This window comes from Citrobacter amalonaticus, assembly GCF_037053465.1.
Lineage (GTDB): Bacteria > Pseudomonadota > Gammaproteobacteria > Enterobacterales > Enterobacteriaceae > Citrobacter_A > Citrobacter_A amalonaticus_H.
Genome location: NZ_JBALIF010000007.1, coordinates 247,552 through 265,328, shown reverse-complemented (window position 1 = coordinate 265,328; position 17,777 = coordinate 247,552). Strand labels below are relative to the sequence as shown.

Annotated in this window: 24 protein-coding genes and 2 tRNA genes; 4 read left to right on the top strand and 22 right to left on the bottom strand. The window is 51.3% G+C overall.

The genetic code is table 11. The annotated features are described in order from the left end of the window. Positions 1 to 1,300, top strand: a 1,300-nt coding sequence (locus tag WB371_RS14405) for an Ig-like domain-containing protein (protein WP_336220729.1), incomplete at its 5' end; no start/stop codon positions are given. Positions 1,301 to 1,823: 523 nt separating this feature from the next. On the opposite strand, the gene WB371_RS14400 is transcribed toward WB371_RS14405, so the two are convergent. Further along, the gene (locus WB371_RS14400) at positions 1,824 to 2,672 is read right to left on the bottom strand and encodes a DUF4942 domain-containing protein (protein WP_336220728.1); all 849 of its coding nucleotides are present in this window, start codon (positions 2,670 to 2,672) and stop codon (positions 1,824 to 1,826) included. A gap of 188 nt (positions 2,673 to 2,860) precedes the next feature. Here WB371_RS14400 and WB371_RS14395 point away from each other — a divergent pair, with 188 nt between their 5' ends. Next, positions 2,861 to 3,085 (top strand): hypothetical protein, encoded by a 225-nt coding sequence (locus WB371_RS14395; RefSeq protein WP_285148402.1) that lies wholly within the window; start codon positions 2,861 to 2,863, stop codon positions 3,083 to 3,085. A 68-nt stretch (positions 3,086 to 3,153) separates the two neighbouring features. Here WB371_RS14395 and WB371_RS14390 read toward each other — a convergent pair whose 3' ends face one another. The 14 genes from WB371_RS14390 to WB371_RS14325 all read right to left on the bottom strand — a co-directional run bounded on the left by WB371_RS14390 (position 3,154) and on the right by WB371_RS14325 (position 11,095). Further along, positions 3,154 to 3,813, bottom strand: a complete 660-nt coding sequence (locus WB371_RS14390) for a metallophosphoesterase (protein WP_336220727.1) — start codon at positions 3,811 to 3,813, stop codon at positions 3,154 to 3,156. 59 nt (positions 3,814 to 3,872) lie between these two features. Next, a complete protein-coding gene (locus tag WB371_RS14385; protein ID WP_336220726.1) occupies positions 3,873 to 4,076 on the bottom strand; it encodes a hypothetical protein in 204 nt (67 codons plus the stop codon). Between the two features lie 31 nt (positions 4,077 to 4,107). Beyond that, positions 4,108 to 4,587, bottom strand: a complete 480-nt coding sequence (locus tag WB371_RS14380; protein ID WP_336220725.1) for a DUF5983 family protein — start codon at positions 4,585 to 4,587, stop codon at positions 4,108 to 4,110. Between the two features lie 14 nt (positions 4,588 to 4,601). Further along, the gene (locus WB371_RS14375; RefSeq protein ID WP_336220724.1) at positions 4,602 to 5,390 is read right to left on the bottom strand and encodes a hypothetical protein; all 789 of its coding nucleotides are present in this window, start codon (positions 5,388 to 5,390) and stop codon (positions 4,602 to 4,604) included. A gap of 57 nt (positions 5,391 to 5,447) precedes the next feature. After that, positions 5,448 to 5,795, bottom strand: a complete 348-nt coding sequence (locus WB371_RS14370) for a TA system toxin CbtA family protein (RefSeq protein WP_336220723.1) — start codon at positions 5,793 to 5,795, stop codon at positions 5,448 to 5,450. Between the two features lie 57 nt (positions 5,796 to 5,852). Beyond that, complete coding sequence (locus tag WB371_RS14365) at positions 5,853 to 6,191, bottom strand: type IV toxin-antitoxin system YeeU family antitoxin (RefSeq protein ID WP_336220722.1); 339 nt, start codon at positions 6,189 to 6,191, stop codon at positions 5,853 to 5,855. A gap of 36 nt (positions 6,192 to 6,227) precedes the next feature. Beyond that, entirely contained in the window at positions 6,228 to 6,449 is a 222-nt protein-coding gene (locus WB371_RS14360) for a DUF987 family protein (protein WP_336220721.1), read from the bottom strand. After that, entirely contained in the window at positions 6,446 to 6,982 is a 537-nt protein-coding gene (radC, locus tag WB371_RS14355) for a RadC family protein (RefSeq protein ID WP_336220720.1), read from the bottom strand. Before radC ends, WB371_RS14360 begins: the two co-directional genes overlap by 4 nt. Positions 6,983 to 6,992: 10 nt before the next feature. Next, complete coding sequence (locus WB371_RS14350) at positions 6,993 to 7,436, bottom strand: antirestriction protein (RefSeq protein WP_336220742.1); 444 nt, start codon at positions 7,434 to 7,436, stop codon at positions 6,993 to 6,995. A gap of 197 nt (positions 7,437 to 7,633) precedes the next feature. Continuing rightward, a complete protein-coding gene (locus WB371_RS14345; protein ID WP_336220719.1) occupies positions 7,634 to 8,455 on the bottom strand; it encodes a DUF932 domain-containing protein in 822 nt (273 codons plus the stop codon). Between the two features lie 104 nt (positions 8,456 to 8,559). Beyond that, on the bottom strand, positions 8,560 to 8,796 hold the full coding sequence (locus WB371_RS14340; RefSeq protein ID WP_336220718.1) for a DUF905 domain-containing protein: 237 nt from the start codon (positions 8,794 to 8,796) through the stop codon (positions 8,560 to 8,562). Positions 8,797 to 8,876: 80 nt separating this feature from the next. Continuing rightward, positions 8,877 to 9,344 (bottom strand): hypothetical protein, encoded by a 468-nt coding sequence (locus WB371_RS14335; RefSeq protein ID WP_336220716.1) that lies wholly within the window; start codon positions 9,342 to 9,344, stop codon positions 8,877 to 8,879. Beyond that, on the bottom strand, positions 9,341 to 9,901 hold the full coding sequence (locus tag WB371_RS14330; protein WP_336220715.1) for a hypothetical protein: 561 nt from the start codon (positions 9,899 to 9,901) through the stop codon (positions 9,341 to 9,343). The genes WB371_RS14335 and WB371_RS14330 overlap by 4 nt, the downstream gene beginning before the upstream one ends. A gap of 468 nt (positions 9,902 to 10,369) precedes the next feature. Beyond that, on the bottom strand, positions 10,370 to 11,095 hold the full coding sequence (locus WB371_RS14325) for a hypothetical protein (RefSeq protein ID WP_336220714.1): 726 nt from the start codon (positions 11,093 to 11,095) through the stop codon (positions 10,370 to 10,372). A 332-nt stretch (positions 11,096 to 11,427) separates the two neighbouring features. Between WB371_RS14325 and WB371_RS14320 the strand changes: the two genes are divergently transcribed. Both WB371_RS14320 and WB371_RS14315 read left to right on the top strand, forming a co-directional pair. Beyond that, positions 11,428 to 13,155, top strand: a complete 1,728-nt coding sequence (locus WB371_RS14320) for an ATP-dependent nuclease (RefSeq protein WP_336220713.1) — start codon at positions 11,428 to 11,430, stop codon at positions 13,153 to 13,155. Positions 13,156 to 13,241: 86 nt separating this feature from the next. After that, complete coding sequence (locus WB371_RS14315; protein WP_336220712.1) at positions 13,242 to 14,084, top strand: DNA adenine methylase; 843 nt, start codon at positions 13,242 to 13,244, stop codon at positions 14,082 to 14,084. A 54-nt stretch (positions 14,085 to 14,138) separates the two neighbouring features. Here WB371_RS14315 and WB371_RS14310 read toward each other — a convergent pair whose 3' ends face one another. The 7 genes from WB371_RS14310 to WB371_RS14280 all read right to left on the bottom strand — a co-directional run bounded on the left by WB371_RS14310 (position 14,139) and on the right by WB371_RS14280 (position 17,404). Beyond that, positions 14,139 to 14,303 (bottom strand): hypothetical protein, encoded by a 165-nt coding sequence (locus tag WB371_RS14310; protein WP_336220711.1) that lies wholly within the window; start codon positions 14,301 to 14,303, stop codon positions 14,139 to 14,141. Positions 14,304 to 14,407: 104 nt separating this feature from the next. Further along, entirely contained in the window at positions 14,408 to 14,863 is a 456-nt protein-coding gene (locus WB371_RS14305; protein WP_336220710.1) for a hypothetical protein, read from the bottom strand. A gap of 53 nt (positions 14,864 to 14,916) precedes the next feature. Beyond that, the gene (locus tag WB371_RS14300) at positions 14,917 to 15,441 is read right to left on the bottom strand and encodes a hypothetical protein (RefSeq protein ID WP_336220709.1); all 525 of its coding nucleotides are present in this window, start codon (positions 15,439 to 15,441) and stop codon (positions 14,917 to 14,919) included. A 116-nt stretch (positions 15,442 to 15,557) separates the two neighbouring features. Beyond that, on the bottom strand, positions 15,558 to 16,211 hold the full coding sequence (locus tag WB371_RS14295) for a DUF2913 family protein (RefSeq protein WP_336220741.1): 654 nt from the start codon (positions 16,209 to 16,211) through the stop codon (positions 15,558 to 15,560). A 98-nt stretch (positions 16,212 to 16,309) separates the two neighbouring features. Then, complete coding sequence (locus WB371_RS14290; protein ID WP_336220708.1) at positions 16,310 to 16,549, bottom strand: late histone H1; 240 nt, start codon at positions 16,547 to 16,549, stop codon at positions 16,310 to 16,312. Positions 16,550 to 17,253: 704 nt separating this feature from the next. After that, positions 17,254 to 17,327, bottom strand: a tRNA-OTHER gene (locus WB371_RS14285). 1 nt (position 17,328) lies between these two features. Then, positions 17,329 to 17,404 (bottom strand) — tRNA-Ile (locus tag WB371_RS14280). Positions 17,405 to 17,777 lie beyond the last annotated feature (373 nt).

The following is a 17,777-nucleotide window of genomic DNA, read 5'->3' as shown; positions in this document are numbered from 1 at the left end:
CGCCACGCTTAACCTGACAGATACCGTGGCGCAAAGCGTAACCGTGACAGCCAGCGCGGGCGGCAAGTCCGGGAATACCAGTGCGACGTTCACTGCCATCCCCGTCAATAACGTGGCGGTGTCCATGTCCACCAATAACGTGCAGGCTGATGGCACGACCGTCAACGTCGCTCAGGCGCTGGTCACCAGCGCCAGCGGTCAGCCACTGTCCGGTGTCAGCGTCACCTGGAGCCTGGGCACAGGCAGCGCCACTGCCACCACGCCGTTGACCGTCACCACGAATGCCAGCGGTATCGCCACGCTTAACCTGACGGATACCGTTGTTGAGAGTGTGACGGTGACAGCCAGCGCGGGCGGCAAGTCCGGGAATACCAGTGCGACGTTCACTGCCATCCCCGTCAATAACGTGGCGGTGTCCATGACCACCAATAACGTGCAGGCTGATGGTACAACAGCCAACGTTGCTCAGGCGCTGGTCACCAGCGCCAGCGGTCAGCCACTGTCCGGCGTCAGCGTCACCTGGAGCCTGGGGACAGGCAGCTCCACCGCCACCACGCCGTTGACCGTTACCACAAATGCCAGCGGTATCGCCACGCTAAACCTGACGGATACCGTTGTTGAGAGTGTGACGGTGACAGCCAGCGCAGGTGGCCAGTCAGGGAATACCAGTGCGACGTTCACTGCCATACCCGTCGATAACGTGGCGGTGTCCATGCCCACCAATAACGTGCAGGCTGATGGCACGACCGTCAACGTCGCTCAGGCGCTGGTCACCAGCGCCAGCGGTCAGCCACTGTCCGGCGTCAGCGTCACCTGGAGCCTGGGGACGGGCAGCGCCATCGCCACCACGCCGTTGATCGTTACCACAAATGCCAGCGGCATCGCCACGCTAAACCTGACGGATACCGTTGTTGAGAATGTGACCGTGACAGCCACCGCGGGCGGCAAGTCTGGCAACAATACGGCTATGTTCAGTGCCATAAAAGCCGCGTTTGTGACCATCAGTACCTCCGGTCGGGGTAATGCCGCTGATCCGGCGATCACGACGGCAGTGGTGACGGACTTGCAGGGTAATCCACTGGCAGGGATCCGGGTAACATGGTCCCAGACCCACAGTGCCTATATCACCTGTAATTTTGGGGATCAGGTAACCGATGCCAACGGGAAGTCTGTTCAGACATGCCATGCAGTATCAGGAAATGCGATGGACGAAATAATGCGAGTCACGGTGAACCCACAGGATACAGTCGATCCAACGACGCCGTTAACAGCACAATTGACGAGAGACTTTTTTCTTTAAGATGTGAGAAATAAAACCTGATTAACTAAAAAGCCCATAGTCCAAAACTGTGGGCTTTTTCATTATCAATATGCTGGGTCACTATATATTCACTCAGGCCGTTGAGTTTAAGACCCTGTGTGTCGCTGAGTTTATAAGGTTTATCAATGAAGTAGCAGTGCTGAACGCCTGATGGCGCTGCGCTTGATTTGTAGGCTGGATAAGGCGTTTACGCTGTCATCCGGCAAATTTAATGAATCAAAAAGCAAAAACCCGCTTTTTGGGCGGGTTCTTTAAATAGTGGTGCCCGGACTCGGAATCGACCTTTAATGATAATCTGTTGTTTTTAATGTAAATATTACAATTCGATAAAAATCATACCCTCAATCGTACCCTCATATATTTTTGATGTCTGAAAATGGGCTTTACGTGGGAACACTATTGCTGATTTAGGTAGTCAGAATCAGCCTGTTCAATTCCCTTTTTGGGGCTAGGTAACTGTACCACAAATCGTATGATTATTGCTCACCTCTGCGTAGTCACTTTATCTTTGAGCCAGCATCTCCGGATAGTGTTTTGCGATGATGTCGTTCATCTTTTCCATTAGGTCGGGACGCTTGAAAGTTACGTGTGCCGAGCCCTTCTGAAAGTAGCGAATAGATACGTAGGTATCGTCAAAGGTTTGACTGTGTGGCTTCTGTTGAATGTGGTCCGAAAGTCGGTAAGCAATATCCGTCCGGTTGTCGGGTACTGGCTTGCCATCCAGCAGGTGCAGCATACGCTCCAGGTCCACTAACTGATCCCGTCGCCATCCCCACGCCAGTCCGTAACCCCATTTATCGTACTTCACCATATTGTTGATAATGATCTTTCGCCCGAACGAACAAGGTGAATTGCTTTTATAATTCCAGCTCAGGTGTCTGAAGACGTTAATCACGCCACGTTCGAAGACTTCACCTTTGCTGTTGTGCAACAGCTTAAAGGTAGAGAGGATGTTCGCTTCGCTGATTTCAGGAATATCGTCTCCCTCAAGGTTTCTGTCCCACTGGTCGCGTGCCTGAGCGTCCATTAAACTCAGCATTCCCGATTTCTTCATCAGGTCACGCCAGATGCTGCGATCAAGATTGCAGGTAATGGTTTTCATCGCAGTTTCTGTTTTCTCCATAAGCCAGCAACCACAGCGAAAATCCTGCTTCATGGCCCAGTCTAAGGCGGTTTTGCCACCGATACTTTGCGTCAGGCGCGAGATCTCTGCTATCTGGTTTATCACCCCTTCGATTTGCTGCAATGCGTTCTTACGTACGGTAACGATCCGTTCAATGCTGGTGGAGCAAATCACGTCATGCTGGTCGGTGAGGACTTCAGGTTCGGCGTGTGTGGTAAGTGCGGGCATGGTGGGCTTCCTTTGTATACAGAAATAAAAAAGCCAGCCTGTTAAAGGGCTGGCGTTTATGTAGGTAAGGTAAAAATGCTGAGAACAGGCTGAAGAAACATCTGGTTAAGCGAAGTTACAGCTGTGGTATGGGAGTGCTGATACTGTCGCTGCGGTTATTGACTTCCCCTGAGAAAGGAACTGAACGGATGAAAAAAATCGTAACGGGTGCCGTGCTGACTGCGCTGGTAATGGTGTCGTTCTCCACCATGGCGCAAGCGGATCGTGCACAAATGCGCCAGAATTTTGAAACGAAGATGGTGCAGCCCTGCCAGGGCAAGAAAGCGGGTGATGAAGTGACCATCACTACCCGCCGTGGTGACAAAGTTCAGGCAGTGTGCACCCTGACGGCGGTACCAAAGCCACAGTCCTGATTGTGCAGCCCTGTAATCCACTTACGAAGCCTGCCGGGAAACCTGCAGGCTTTTTCTTTCCTGTGCTTTCAAACTCCCTGAATTTGCAATAATGCCAGATTGCCGGTGACCACTGCGCCAGTATCTATGTAGTGCTGGTTAGCGAATATCTGCGGTGCCGAAACGGGTGTATGGCCGAAGATAAACCTGTCAGCACCGGTTATCTCCTGGCAGAGTCCCTTTTGCGATGCTTCAATACGTTCCCGGCTCCAGAGCACCACTTCCTCATCGACGGATTTGTTGAAGGCGTAATGACTGGCCGGATAATCGGCGTGACAGATAACGATCGTCTGATTAGCCGTTTGCACCTCGATCACTAACGGCAGTGCGTCAATTAGCGGGAGAAGTGCCAATACTGACTTCTGCTCTGCGTGACTGAGTTCGAAGAACCAGTGGCCGCCATAGCGCTGCCATTCGTCCCCGTCATCACCAGACTGCAGATAACCCAGTAAATATTGCTCGTGGTTGCCACGCACTGCGCGGAACCAGGGGAGAGTCAGTAATGCCAGACATTCGAGATTTTCTTTTCCACGATCGATAAGATCGCCGACTGACAGCAGCAGATCCTGAGCCGTATCGAAGCTGACTTCCTGAAGCTTTCGTTGTAGCAGACTGTGGCAGCCGTGCAGATCACCGGTGACCCAGATGTTTCGCCAGTCAGTGCCGTGGATGCGCTGGTAAACAGACATAGTGGTTTCCTTATATTCAGAGATCTCAACAGCGTACCTTGTGCCACTGACACAAGAGGTCAGCGTCGCGGGGACGGGGGCTGCAGAAGTTGCAGGTGGCGCATGTCGCGAACGTCACCCAGCGCCTGCTCGATGCAGGGCAAGAGTGCCGCTGAATCGGTACGATCAATATCGTTGTCGAAGATAATCGGGGATTCGCAGTCGATATTGTCCTGCAGCCAGTCGATGAGGATCTGTAGCCCCTGCTCGGTGGTGAGTATCATCGTGTTATTACCTTGCTTGTGCAGTGAGTGATCACCAGTCGAACGTATCAACGCCTGGCAGGGTGTCGCCATCCGCATCCAGATGCAGAATATCAATATGGTGGTATCGGGTGAGTTTGACGACCAGTCTGCGGCAGGCTTTCGACAGCCCGAGCTGTTTGAGGCGTAGTGCAGGGTGGCGTCTGGCGTTCAGCCGTAGCAGATACCCGTAGCCGGTATCGAGGCTCCATTGGCAGTGGCCTCTCTTCGATAACTGCTCCAGCCGGGCGTTATCTTCACCGGTGATATGCGTCGTGCTGCAACAGAGGCCGCTCAGTCGGGCACTGGACGGGAGCGGACTTTCGACGATAATCTGATCCGGTCGGTCAGCGATACGCAGTAACGTGTCGTGTGCGTTGACCGCATCAACCAGTTCAGCCAGCTCTATACCGTCCATATCCACGGCAACACGTCCCATATTGAGCGCCAGCACGTTGATGCTGTCGGCTTCGACATTAAGTGAAATTTTCATTGTATGGCTTCCTTTTAAGCAGCCCGGTAAAAGCTCTGCCAGGCAGACAGCTGCTGGCTGATATGCTCGCGGGCTTCGAGAATCAGCTCGTGTACGGCGTCACGGCTGAGCCAGTGCCGGGGTTTATCGTCGGTTTCAATCAGTGTCTCCGGCAGCCACTGCTGGGCGATAATGTCACCGGTGGTGTGGCAGATAATCTCCAGGCGTACGGTTAACAGGCGGGCGTTGTTCGAGAGCAGCCTGTGCAGGCAGAGGTCGACAGCCGCTTTGTCAATAGTGCCGTCGTGGTGATACGTGGCATCCGGCATATCGGCGACAGCCCGCAGTTCGAAGTGCTGCGTCTGGCGACTGAACAGAACTTCGTTTGCCGATTGTGGCGTGGTGGCGTCCAGCAGGTGGTAGCCGGTTTGTTCAGCCAGGGCGCACAGGTCGCAAATATCGGCCTGTAGTGCCCGGAAGAACGTGATGAAGGCCAGGTCTTTGTCATCAGGAAAACCGTCAGCCACGGTGGTAATGCAACCTGCGTGACAATAGTAGCTGCTGAGTGCATTGCGCTGCAGGGTGACGGTGATGTCATTCAGGGTCAGCAGCACGGTGAGGTGCTGCGTTACAGCATCTGACAGAGACTGGCGCCGGGCCAGGTGTGGCAACAGGGTGAGGAGGTGGTCTCGGCTCAGCGAACCGTAAAATGCACAACCGTCGCCCTGACTGTGCGAGAGTTGCCATTGCCACTCCAGGTGTGCGGGCCAGCCTGCATCCTGTAACAGCTGCTGCCCGTGTCGTTTCATCAGTAAATCGAACATAAAGGGTCCTTTGGGGTAAGTGGAACGCAGCGCCTGATGTGACGCTGCGGGAGTGGGCTATGCTGCTGCCGGAGCCGGAAAGCGGATCCGGCTTAAGCCAGTGGCATGGCGGGCGAGCAGAATGTCGGTAGGGGTCAAAAAGGCCTCCTGTTCAGTGATACTGAACCCGGTGCGGTCGGTTCGTACCAGACCGTAGCGTTCAACGGCGTAATTCACGGCGTCCATCGGCGACAGCGCACGGTCGATGTGTTCCTGAATCACCGCGTCATCACTGAACGGGGTATCGCTGAGCTCAAGCCCGTAGTGCCGGTTAAGCAGATGGGCCAGCAGTTTTTGCCAGGCTTCCAGCGGCGACAGGCGTGGGGCAACCGCTGCCAGTAAAGGCAGTGCGAGTGAGTTTTGCATGGGATTGTCCTTATAAAGGAAGACGGTTAGCGTGTTCGGGTGGAGAACGGAGTGGGGTTATTGTGCGGCGTCTGCGAGATAAATCGTGGCGTACACGTAACCAAATGAGCCGTTGGTGTCAGATTCACAGGTCAGGCCGTTCAGCGTGCAGTTGTGGCGTTTTGCTTTACGCGGGTCAAGCTGACAACTTTTCAGCGCAGCCTCCATCTGCTTAACGAACAGCGGAAAGGTGGTTTCCAGCGCCTGCAACTGCTCCGGCGTAAATTCGCCGTTCAGTCCCGCGCGGTCAGCGAGATAGTGCAGCCGGTGGCCTTCCTGGACCAGACGAGCGCCAAACGAGGGCGTGATATCACTGCGCAGACCCCAGAAGGGTGTGGGTGGATGGTTTTCAGACATGGTGATATTCCTTGTGATTGAGTTCACTGCGTGTGGTTAACTGAGCGTGACGCAGCGCAGCACCAGATACGGGCCGTGGCGGTCCTGGCGGCGCTCGGCGAAGACGGCGAGCACGCCGGGAATATCCCGCACTTTTCGGCCTTTGTAATAGCAGACGCTACCGGTCCAACGGTAACGCCCACGACAGTACGCAGCCAGACGGGCACCCGGTATCTGCCGGTACAGGTGCATGGCCTGACGTTTGGGGATGATGTTCACAGCCATCCCCGCTCAGCGAATGAGAGAATTTCGCGGTGGCCGACGACGAAGTGGTCCAGGACGCGGATATCAATCAGCGCTAGTGCTTTGACCAGTCGTTCGGTTATTACCCGGTCGGCTTTACTGGGTTCACAGTCCCCTGACGGGTGGTTATGTGCCAGAATCACCGCTGCGGCATTGTGGTGAAGGGCAAACTTCACCACTTCGCGAGGCTGAACTTCAGTGTGGTTGATGGTGCCGCTGAACAGAATTTCGTGGGCCAGCAGGTGATGCTGGTTATCGAGCAGTAACACCATAAAGACCTCCCGCTCCAGCGGTGCCAGCTGCAGCCGTAACCAGTCGCGGGTGGCGTCTGACGACGTAAACGCCACGCCTGGCTGGCGCAGGTGTCGTTCCAGCAGACTGATAGCTCGTCGGACAGTGCGCTGCGCGTACGGTGTTAGCGTGGGCGGTATCTCTGGTGCGGTGGGGAGGCAGAATAAATCTGGCTGAGTAGGGGAAACAGTCGGAACCAGTGACAGTGCGGCGTTCATTTCCACCTCCTCAGTCAATCAGCTGCATAATGGCGCTGTATTCCGGATGCGCCAGAGCATAGTCGCGCAGGCGGTAATAATGCTCCCCGATAGCAGCGCACCCCGTCCGGCAGGCATGGTGACTCCAGGCTATCAGCGACACCGCAATGCCGGTGGCTTTGGTGCTGAGTTCAGCGTCATTGCCATTGTGCTCGTTAAACAGCGTATAGTGCGCCTGCTCCGGTGGCACCAGAAATGCCCCGCCATTGGACAGGGTATAAAACTCCCACACGCCGCCCTGATACTCCGAACTCCAGAGGTCAAGCCAGGAAAACACCTGCGGTTCGAGGAACACCCACTGGCGGACGTTGCCGAAGTGACGGCCCCAGAAGGCAACTCGCTCTTCATCGGGGACTAATGTTGCGATAATAATCGGTAGGCCAGTCTGCGATTGCGACAGCGTTGCGTCAGTGATTGCGGTGGTGATGATTTCCTTGGTCACGAATAACTCCTGATAAATTAGATTGTTAGATGAAAATGAGAATTGTGATGGTGAGCGCGCCGGGTTGTCATCGCCCGGTTATGCTTAAGCGAAACGGGATTGTTTAGCGCCAGTACCCTTGCAGATGTTGCACCTCTCCACCGGCGGTATCAGGTGGAGTTTTTTTGCCCTCAGCTCAGTGCCTGCTGTAGCTCTTCTGCCATCACCCACAGCGCCCGGTTCAGCTTCAGGTCGCCGTCAATGCCTTTTACAGCACGGGTGTGACTGCGTTTGCCCTGCGCGGAACGACCGGACAGCCCACCTTTTATCAGCGATTCCTGGAGCCGGTTGAACACCGTCCACAGGTCGCCGGACTCGTCCTGCCAGCGACGAGGTGCGAGCACCTGCGCTTCGGTTACGGGGTGATGCTCTTCACCAAATCGGTAGGTCAGCGCCGCCTTAGCGAAGGCCTGTTGTGCGGGCGGGGGTAACAGCAGCGACTGCATGGCATCGCGTTTTTCCTCCACCCGGTCAAACACGCCGAGCACCTCGTAAGCCCCTTCAATGACTTTCTCCACCACGTTTCCGCGATGCGGTACCCGAATCTCACCAAATGACTCTCCGCAGACAAGGCTGTTGGTACATACGCCTCTGAAGTACCCCGGCAGCATCTGGTACGAGCTGGAGCCGTCATGGCTGTTGAGCAGAATGATTTCGGGTACCTGCGCCCCGGTGATTTGCCCGGCACGACGCAGGCGGAGCAGGTGTTTAGTGTGCTCGCGTCGCTCAGGGTCGCGAACGCGGGACTGGCAGGCAAAGAACGGCTCAAACCCTTCGCGCTGCAGGTTTTCCAGCAGCGTAATGGTGGGAATATACACGTACTTCTCACTGCGGGACTCGTGCCGGTCGGCGCTGAACACGCTGGGAACGCAGCGCTGCAGCTCCTCACGGGTTAAGGGCCGGTCACGGCGTATCTGGTTTATTGCGCCGAAGCGGCTGGCTAATCGGACCATGGTGAAAACTCCTTAGGGCATAAAAACGAAAAAGCCCTGCGGCGTATGACACGGCAGGGCGGTTATAAGAGAAGGTTGTAGGTTTACAGTCAGGTGTCGCCGGGCTAATCCGTCACCGGGATACCGTAATCGGCGATAAAACGGTTGAGACCCTGCCCGGCCTCAGGGGCAAAGTTCCAGTCCCGCCAGATTAAGCCTCCGTCGGTAGCACGGATAACCAGACGAAAGTGCGTGTCCTGGTCATCTTCAATTTTTACGTTACGGTACTGTGCAGCTATAGCCTGGGCTTCGGCACGTGTGAAAGGGCCATCGGGTAACAGAATTTTCTCTGATGCAGACATCGCGCTCTCCTGAAAAGCAAAAAGCCCGCTCATCACTGAACGGGCCGGGGTTAGGGTGTGTGCGGTAAAGGTCGGTAGCCTTACTGGTTCAGGCAGTCCTGCCAGGTTTTGCCTTTCAGGGCTTCACTGAGCCCACGGGCGCTGAACGGTTTTGAGTCACCGGTCTGCTGTGAAGTAAAGACCAGTTTGTCACGGGCGCCAGTATGCGTCAGGGTTTCAAACACCACCTGCGCAGGGGTTGGCTCATTCGGAAACAGCTTTTCGTTGCCTAACTGATACGCCTGCTGGTTAATCATCAGGTACAGTTTATCCAGCCCTTCGGTGGAAGTAGCAGACCAGTTTTCCTTCTGTGAGCGAAGCGTGACGGTCATCTGCTGGTTGCTGCAGCTGATGTTCAGCTCCTCACCTGCCTGGTTGCGGGTGGTCAGTGCAAATTCCATTCCGCCGGTGTTGCCGTACCAGTTGCCCCACTCCTGCTCTGTCACGGCGGCCATGGCACTGGCCGACGCCAGCAATACGGAAAGTACTGTCAGTGTGAAACCTTTCATGGCTGCTGGCTCCCGTTACTGGTGGTACCCGGTGCAGGCTGCTGAGGTGCGGCCTGCATCACCGGCTGCTGCAGATGCGCACGCAAAATCTGCTGCTTTGCCAGCGCATCCGGCATGGCGTTGATACAGTAGTTGACGTAATACAGGCTGAAGGCAAAGGTGTAGAAGAGGTTCATCTTCAGTTCCAACTGAAACTGGGTCAGCGCATAGTGCTGCAGCGCCGCACGTGCCTTAAATGCCCAGACGATATAGAGCACCATCAGGGCGATGCTGAGAATGCCTGTAATGGCAATCATCACCACCGGCGTGTGGATATAGTTCATCTCGTCAATCTGCGGCATGGAATACGGGCGCAGGAAAGCTCCCAGACCAAAACAGACCGCCATCCAGATAATCAGTACAGACGACGAAAAGCGCTGACCGGTCTCCTGCATGAGTGTGTCCTGGTTTTTGTACAGCCATATCAGCGGCCAGACGCCACCGGTGGCAACGGTCAGCAGGGCCAGATGCAGCGTAGGGGTAGCAAGCTTTTCTTTAAGGGTGGTGATACTCGACATTTTTAAAACTCCTTGTTTTTCAGACAATAGTGCCCCGGTATCGCACAGGCGTGCGACAGCCTTTCCGGTAAAAGGGAAATTGCAGCAGGGCAGGATTAACGGTTCAGAAAAAGAATGACGCGGGCGCGTCGGCAGTGTGTGGTGCCGGGTTTTAACTCCCTGAAACGGAACAAACAATGAGCCATTACGATAGCAAAATCGCCTGCGCAGATTGATCGTTTGTTTCTTTGAAAAATGCAGGGATTGATCGTTACGGACGATCAACTGAACTAAAAAACATCAGTAAAATCAATTTGAATAATGTTTGTGGTGTCAGGTATTGACTGGGTGGATTTATCGTGTAATTAGCGATAGCTATACAGGGTCAGGCTGATTTTGATTCGCTGCGTGATTTCTCCGGTACGCTGAAAATCACCAGGAAAATCAGCAGCAGAAAAATGCCTTTAACGACAGCGCCAGGGTTAGAACTCATTGAGGTAATCCTTCAGGTTGTGAGACGGGGTTTAAAAAGGTGGTGCGGGCGATATGTCCTATAGTTCTCGTAGAGGCAATATCCACCGCGCCGCTGACCACCCCACCGGCAAGCGGTATCAGACGCACGATGTTCTCCGCGCTGACCAGACCGGCACGGGTCGCCAGCAATGCGAGGGTTTTCTCCGTAACCTGCTGCGCGACAGTTGCCGTCCAGCGGTCAACGGCCTGTAACGTCAGGTCCTGCAACAGCGCTTTGGCGGCGTTGCCGCACAGACACAGCCCGGCCAGTGCCCGAATGCGCTCGTCAGATAGCCGGTGTTGTCCCAGACAGGCAAGTGCTGCCACCAGACGGGTCTGCAGAAACAGTACGCTGGTGATGTTCAGCGGCAGTGTGACGGGCAGGGCCACCACGCCGCCGATGCCGGAGAGAAAGCCGCTGCTGCCTGCCTTGATACTCTCCCAGTGGATTAAGTTACGGGCGGCAATCGAAGCGTCACCTTTCGCATCAGCGAGATAACGGGCAGCCAGCGTTTCAGCGGACTCAATACCGGCAATACCGCTGACTGCTTTATCGTAGAGCCAACCCGCAATCGCGTGCAGATTACGGGGACTGCCTTCGTAAGTTTCTTCCGGGTCGCTGTCGTTATTGACGGCGTTGCTGTAGTGCTCGTCATATTCTTCGTGTTCAGCGTCTTCGTCGTGGGGATAAATCGGCTCCATTGGTGCTCCTGGTTAACAGCAAAAGAAAAGGCCGGAGCCACCTGTAAAGGTGAGTCCGGCCAGATAGTTACACAGAAGTGATATGGGTCTGAAAAGATTTGGAAATCGGGTGGCTATAGCCCTGACTCGGTTTGTTACGAAAGCCGCTGATGCACTGGCACGTATTTTGTGATGATACGATGATCTTTAGGAGAAACCGCGCGAGAGGACATATGACTGAGGGGATTTTTTGATCGCAACGTTGTTTCTTAACATCAGAAAAAGCTAACATAGGCAACAGTTTTGTTACTCTCTGCCGGAGTAGTTAATTTAATATTAAGGATATCCATTAAGTGGCGAACAAAATAACCAAGATAAAATCAATTAACATTGAAAAATTTAGAGGTCTTTCTGGATTATCCATTGAGTTAGCAAACAGAATTACCATCATTTGTGGTAAGAACGGAACTTCTAAATCAACCATTTTAGGCGTGATAGCCCAAGTATTTAGCTTCAAAACAGACTACTCAGCCACTCCCGCAGAAGACTTAAAGTTTAAAACACTAACAGATGTAAATTTTGAATCTGTTTTCTCTGAACACTTTCGATTCTCAAAATTTGATAAACCAGGCTCAATGGATATAAAATTTGTTGTTTACGATGGTGCTTCAGATACAACCCAATCCAACCTTCAACTTAAAGTTTATGATTTAAAAGACAGAAAGAATGTAAGGCCTGTCGTAAGGGGGAATAAAGTTGAAGGTATAGACAACACTAGCCGAAACGTTACTCACCCACTGATTTATCTAAGTCTGTCTCGTCTTCAACCTATCGCTACGCGCACAAAATATTCTGTGCGGAGTGAGAAATATATCATTGATAACGCTGACTACTTTAAGCTAATGAATAATCAGGTTTTATTGAAAACCGATTCCTCTAATGTTACAGCCACTTCAGGCTCAGTTAAATCAGTCGTAGGGCACACAGAGCATTATGACCAAGATTCTGTCTCTGTTGGTGAGGATAATGTCGGACAAATCCTTCAAGCAATTTTGTCTTTTAAAAAATTAAAAGAAGAATACCCTAATTATCACGGTGGTATATTACTTATTGATGAAGCTGATGCAGGATTGTTTCCTGCGGCGCAAATCGAGTTTTTACGTCTTCTAACCAAAGTGTCTAAAGAACTAGATCTTCAAGTTATAATGACATCCCATTCGCCCACAATGATTGAAGAGATTTATAATCTAAGTAAACAATCAAGTGCAAATGATTATAAAACTATTTATTTAACTAACTCGTATGGAAAAATACAAGTAAAGCCTGACTTATCATGGCCGCAAATTTATGCGGATTTGAATGTTACAACCGTTAAGGTCGATGACTCATATTTCCCGCGCATAAATATTTATTTCGAGGATGTGCAAGGTTATGACTTATTTAAGGCAATAATAACTAAGGCAACCTTAAATAAAATCCTTCATCCACTGAAAGACATTAATATTTCATGTAGTGATTTAATTAGTCTTGTGAAGCGAAAAATACCAGAATTCAATATCAAAAGCATGATAATACTTGATGCTGATGTGAAAGAAGATAAGAATTATAAACATATTGAGCACAATAAAAATGTATGTTTATTGCCTACCTCTCTTCCACCAGATCAACTATTATTCGAGTTCCTATGCAATCTTGATGCTGATGATAATTATTGGAAAAATACTGATGGTTTCAATAAACCTGTATTCGAAAGAGCTGGAAGAGATATTTTCACCAAGTTGAATATAACAACGAAACCCGGTGAAAATATTAAGCTACAAGAATACATCGATCTGTATAGAGCAAAGGCAGGTTATCAAAAGGGGCAAATACGTGAAATGTTTAAAAATTTCGCAAAGGAAGAAGAAATACTTAAAGTTGTAAACGGTAAAGTCAGTGTGAATCCTTATCGTTACTGGAGTAAACTTAATAAAATTGATGCAGATAAATTTGTGGATAGATTTGTTTCAGGTTTACGATATGTTTTGGTTTCCGGTCATGGGCTTGAGAATGCCTTGGTTGCGCCAAAGCTTGAGGTTTAACATATTGATAAGTATGGTTATTGTCATCGTGGCCATACTTGACTTTCTGTGCTACAATAATGCAAATTTCAGTATGTTGAGCGAATATGCGTTTTAATACACCTTTAAGATACCCTGGCGGTAAAGCTAAATTAACTAAGTACATTGAGAAACTTCTATCTCTTAATGGATTAGATAAAATTGAATATGCCGAACCTTACGCTGGCGGGGCCGGGCTTGCTCTCAATTTACTGATGAATAATCGTGCTGATGTTATTTTTCTCAATGATTTAAATAAGGCTATATATTCGTTTTGGTTCAGCGTCCTTTACGAATGCGATAGTCTATGTGAGCTTATCGCAAACGCTGATGTTACTATGGATGAATGGCATAAGCAGAAAGAAATTATGTCTAGCTCTCATTCAAAAAGTGTACTGGAACTAGGTTTTGCAACATTTTTTCTAAACCGTACAAATCGCTCTGGTATTTTGAAAGGGGGAGTCATTGGTGGGAAAAACCAATCTGGTAATTGGAAGTTGGATGCAAGATTTAATAAAATCGATTTAGTTAATAGAATATTAAAAATAAATAGTAAAAGAGACTCTATAATTTTATCAAATCTTGATGCTCAGGATTTTCTAACCCGACTTTCGACTCAATTAGGGAACAATTCGCTAATATATCTCGATCCTCCGTATTATATCAAGGGAAAGGGTTTGTACGAAAACCACTATAAACATGACGACCATTTGAACATTTCAACATTTGTACAAAACACAATCAACGTGCCATGGATTGTAAGTTATGATAATGTCCCACAAATCAATGAGATGTATAAAAATTGTCCGCAAATCACCTACGGCATTAATTATAGTGCTCAAGACAGATATTTGGGCTCTGAAGTAATGTTTTTTAGCAATGAGTTAAACTATCCGCAAGCTTTCAAATAATTCAAATTTATAAGATTATGCCCAAGAATCTCAAAGGGCATAATCGAAAACAAATTAGTTCTCGCGCAGAGCAAAACTTCGCTTCGCCTCCTTTTTCACCAGATGGACCGACACAATTCCAGTAAGCTGGCTGATTTCTGAGTATAGATTATCGGGAATCTCCATAGCGCTGTCCCGTTTTGAAGTGCTTGCTGCACGTCTGTGATGCGTACTGGTCATTACCTGGGCTCCTTCAGCAACCAGTTGCGCGTTTGTGCCGATGAGGACACTGTACGTAGAAATCAGGTTTTTCGTTCATGGACTGGTGAGTCATACAGTGCTGCTTATTCTGGTTGCAGCTGTCTCATCAGTCGCCAGGTACTGCGTAGTGTGTTGAATCCGGTGATCACCGCTTCGGCAAAGGGTAAGCCGGGTTCAGCAGCACGGGTATCGTGCTTAGCGTCAAACTCAGGTGTACGTGCGCCAGCATGTTGCAGGACGCGTCCGCCGTCAGTAGTCGGGTCCCAGGCGTAGGTTAAACTCAGTAGGCACCACTGGTACACGGTCGGATCGTTCAGGTCATCGCCTCGCTGTAAAGCGCTGTACGCCACAAGACGCAGTTGCTGCTCAAGCCAGTGCTCCGGGTGCCACGAACGATGCCAGCCTGCGACGAAACCGCTGGTGAACGCATTGGCGTATAACCTGAATCTGTTGGTATGGGTTACTGGCAGATTCAGGGAGGAAAGTGATAATTCATTGATTATCCGGCTGTAAAGTACATCGGTGTGATAATAGTGCATGGTTTTCTCCGGTGTAATTAAACATATGATTAACCGGAGCGCTGCTTAAATTATTATGGGCGCAGATACAGCGCCAGCCTGCCTCCGTTATCTGCCTGCCAGTGGGTACCGCGTCGCTCAAAACCTTTGTTCAATAGCTTGTGCTGAATACCCGGATCCTGAGTTGTCGCCAGTACGCCTTCTCCTGCACACGCTGTCAGCAGTGCGTCCATGATTTTGCCGCAATAGCCGCGTCGCTGAAAAGGCGAGGCGGTGACCAAATACCCCAGGTCTAAAGGAAAGCGCCCGGCGCTGAACGTCTGCATCAGAGAGGCTTTGCGGGGGCTGAAAAGTGTCTGGTAGTACGACCGGTTCAGGCGGGTCTGCTTTAGTGCGCCTGCCGCGACCACCGGACCTGAATTTGGGGCCTGAATAACGGCCCACCGGTAAGCACCCAGCAAACGGGCCGCGGGAGGGCGCCGGACGGCATGACCTTCAGCGAGCAGAGCCTGGTAAGCGGTGAGTACGGAGGAGGAGAATTCAGACGGGGCAGCGCAGGTTAACGTGAAACCGTTCTGGAGTACGATAATTTCGGGCATTTTTGAGAATACGGCATCAGATTTTATGTGAAGCCATTCTTACATGGGTTAGGTGATATTTAAGAATGACTTAAACGATCCATATCGCAAATTTAACGATGACTTAGACTGGCTGATTAAGAAAGCGACAGCGAAGCTGGCTGCAGAGCAAATATCTGTGTGCTGCCAGTCTTTTCTGGCTGAATTGCAGGGAGCCCTTGTGCCTGCATGGCGTTGATACAATGTTGGGTATCGCCATTCACCAAAAATTCCACGCGGCCGGTGAGCTGACCTTGCTCGTTAAAGTGATGCACTAAATCGGACTTTCTGACCAGCAACGCGGAAACGTCATCATATTCGGCCAATAATGCCGAAATATCCCACTCGTGATCGGCCACCGCTGCATTGAGCCAGCCCTGAGCCTTTAGTGTCTCAATCGCGTACGTCAGTCGGAACAGATCGGATTGGTAAGAAACCGGCGATGAACAGGATTCGAGCAAATACTCCAGGCGTTGTTGCAGCCCGGCAGAGATACCCTTCTGACGACCAAGTTTCAGCAGGCTTTCAATGTCGGCAGCAACGGAGCGCGGAAAGCGGCGCTGTTTTTGGGCGACAGCCAGCCAGCGGACCAGGAATGTATGGATCATCATTGGTGACAATGCCTGACCATCGTGCTGTGCCAGACGCAGGGCAACCAAGGCGCACCAGGCTAAATGAGCGAGATCGGCAACGGTTTGTTCGGGGTCCGAAGCGTGGTGAGCGGCAGAGCCGGATTTCGTATCGTGGGAAATGGTAAGGCCTTATGCTGATGCAACGGGGTGATAGTGTGTTACGCGAATAGTAGCAGTGAAAACGCGGCAGGGAAATCTGCCGCGGAATAGGAGGCGCGTTATTGTTTCACTGCGCTTTTGGCTTTTGCTTTCGCATTATCACAGGCGCTCTGATTTTTAGCGCAGGCATCTTTGGCAGCCTTTGCTTCTTTCTGTGCCTGCGCCTTTGCCTGAGAACACTGCGTCGGATTAGCCTGGCAGGCGGATTTTGCTTTGGCTGCCGCCTGACCATCTGCCGCATTTGCAGCGCCCCAGACCAGGAGCGTACATGCGCCCAGCATCATTGCGAATTTTTTCATCGTAAACCTTTATCCCAAAATAATTAATATTTGTGCATCGTCGCCACAAAAGCGGGCACATCCCTGCGTAAGTAATGTTACGTGAGGTGATAATGGCTTTATCTGGTGAACTGGTTTCAGAACGTAACTAATATAGCTTTATACTTTACCAGTGTTACTTTTGTTTTCGGTTTGGCAGATATCTTTCTGCCATTATCCGCGGCATAGCGTGTTTACTGGATGTCACTCGTCCAGAAAGGGCGATACGTCTGAGCATGATTCGCGGTTATGTAACAGGCTGAGGAGGGGGGATGACACCAGGCGCTTCCCTCGGAGGGCTGTTCCACAGCCAGAAATGCCCCGCATGCCGCAAGTAAACAGGGATTTGGCGTCAGGACAGGATACCATCACAACAGGGAAGCACACGATGAGCGTAACCCCAACAAACCGCCCCGGCTGTAAGGATGTTCATCATGCACTTCCCTGTTGTACCTTCCCCGGTCGCTCAGGGCATTCCCTTCATCGCAGACCGGTCAGGTAAACGTTTAATACTGCTGGCGAACATTCAGGGTTGTGCGGTGCCGGATTGACGCCGGAGCACCCGGTTCTGGCTCCCGGGGCGTGTACTTTTTTTCCCTCACAGCCAGAACACCCTTCCACCGGGGAAGATGTCACCACACACTGAATTTCTGTTTTGCGAACCGGCGAATACCAAAGACGCGATATGGACCGCCATCGGGGACTCGAACCCCGCACTACAACATCCTGGTCATTGCTCTTCCAGCTGAGCTAATGGCGGTTGGTGGCCCCTGCCGGATTTGAACCGGCGACCGGGCGATTATGAGTCGCACGCTCTGACCGCTGAGCTAAGGGGCCAAAAGTGCTCGCAGACAGACAGCGGGCTAAAAGACGAAGTACCACAACACAGCCAAAAGTGTCGCCTGCAAAAGCAACGGCGCGGATAATAAAGCCGTTACGTTATGTGATTATTAGCTTTGCGTGCGGATGAGTCCGCACGCAAAATGGCTGAAGTATCCTGATAAAAGTTGTGGTACCAGGTGGCTCTCTGGGTATCATGAAGGCCCTGGCTAAAAAAAGCCCGCAGAAAGAACGGGCTAACTGGAACAGGATTTAATGAGCCCCGTATGATGGGCATTCAGAGTATGGATGCCGCATTTGGAATTGCCAGTGAAGCGGATACTGTCTGGGCGATTTCAGTAATTAACCCTGGTAACAGAAGCGACGATTG

What these genes read in the sequence shown, in the direction of transcription:
- WB371_RS14290 (WP_336220708.1), bottom strand. Translation starts at nt 16,549, where the DNA reads ATGAAAAAATTCGCAATGATGCTGGGCGCATGTACGCTCCTGGTCTGG.
- WB371_RS14375 (WP_336220724.1), bottom strand. Translation starts at nt 5,390, where the DNA reads ATGTTCGATTTACTGATGAAACGACACGGGCAGCAGCTGTTACAGGAT.
- WB371_RS14340 (WP_336220718.1), bottom strand. Translation starts at nt 8,796, where the DNA reads ATGTCTGCATCAGAGAAAATTCTGTTACCCGATGGCCCTTTCACACGT.
- WB371_RS14380 (WP_336220725.1), bottom strand. Translation starts at nt 4,587, where the DNA reads ATGAAAATTTCACTTAATGTCGAAGCCGACAGCATCAACGTGCTGGCG.
- WB371_RS14395 (WP_285148402.1), top strand. Translation starts at nt 2,861, where the DNA reads ATGAAAAAAATCGTAACGGGTGCCGTGCTGACTGCGCTGGTAATGGTG.
- WB371_RS14370 (WP_336220723.1), bottom strand. Translation starts at nt 5,795, where the DNA reads ATGCAAAACTCACTCGCACTGCCTTTACTGGCAGCGGTTGCCCCACGC.
- radC (WP_336220720.1), bottom strand. Translation starts at nt 6,982, where the DNA reads ATGAACGCCGCACTGTCACTGGTTCCGACTGTTTCCCCTACTCAGCCA.
- WB371_RS14310 (WP_336220711.1), bottom strand. Translation starts at nt 14,303, where the DNA reads ATGACCAGTACGCATCACAGACGTGCAGCAAGCACTTCAAAACGGGAC.
- WB371_RS14400 (WP_336220728.1), bottom strand. Translation starts at nt 2,672, where the DNA reads ATGCCCGCACTTACCACACACGCCGAACCTGAAGTCCTCACCGACCAG.
- WB371_RS14315 (WP_336220712.1), top strand. Translation starts at nt 13,242, where the DNA reads ATGCGTTTTAATACACCTTTAAGATACCCTGGCGGTAAAGCTAAATTA.
- WB371_RS14330 (WP_336220715.1), bottom strand. Translation starts at nt 9,901, where the DNA reads ATGTCGAGTATCACCACCCTTAAAGAAAAGCTTGCTACCCCTACGCTG.
- WB371_RS14345 (WP_336220719.1), bottom strand. Translation starts at nt 8,455, where the DNA reads ATGGTCCGATTAGCCAGCCGCTTCGGCGCAATAAACCAGATACGCCGT.
- WB371_RS14390 (WP_336220727.1), bottom strand. Translation starts at nt 3,813, where the DNA reads ATGTCTGTTTACCAGCGCATCCACGGCACTGACTGGCGAAACATCTGG.
- WB371_RS14300 (WP_336220709.1), bottom strand. Translation starts at nt 15,441, where the DNA reads ATGCCCGAAATTATCGTACTCCAGAACGGTTTCACGTTAACCTGCGCT.
- WB371_RS14335 (WP_336220716.1), bottom strand. Translation starts at nt 9,344, where the DNA reads ATGAAAGGTTTCACACTGACAGTACTTTCCGTATTGCTGGCGTCGGCC.
- WB371_RS14365 (WP_336220722.1), bottom strand. Translation starts at nt 6,191, where the DNA reads ATGTCTGAAAACCATCCACCCACACCCTTCTGGGGTCTGCGCAGTGAT.
- WB371_RS14305 (WP_336220710.1), bottom strand. Translation starts at nt 14,863, where the DNA reads ATGCACTATTATCACACCGATGTACTTTACAGCCGGATAATCAATGAA.
- WB371_RS14325 (WP_336220714.1), bottom strand. Translation starts at nt 11,095, where the DNA reads ATGGAGCCGATTTATCCCCACGACGAAGACGCTGAACACGAAGAATAT.
- WB371_RS14385 (WP_336220726.1), bottom strand. Translation starts at nt 4,076, where the DNA reads ATGATACTCACCACCGAGCAGGGGCTACAGATCCTCATCGACTGGCTG.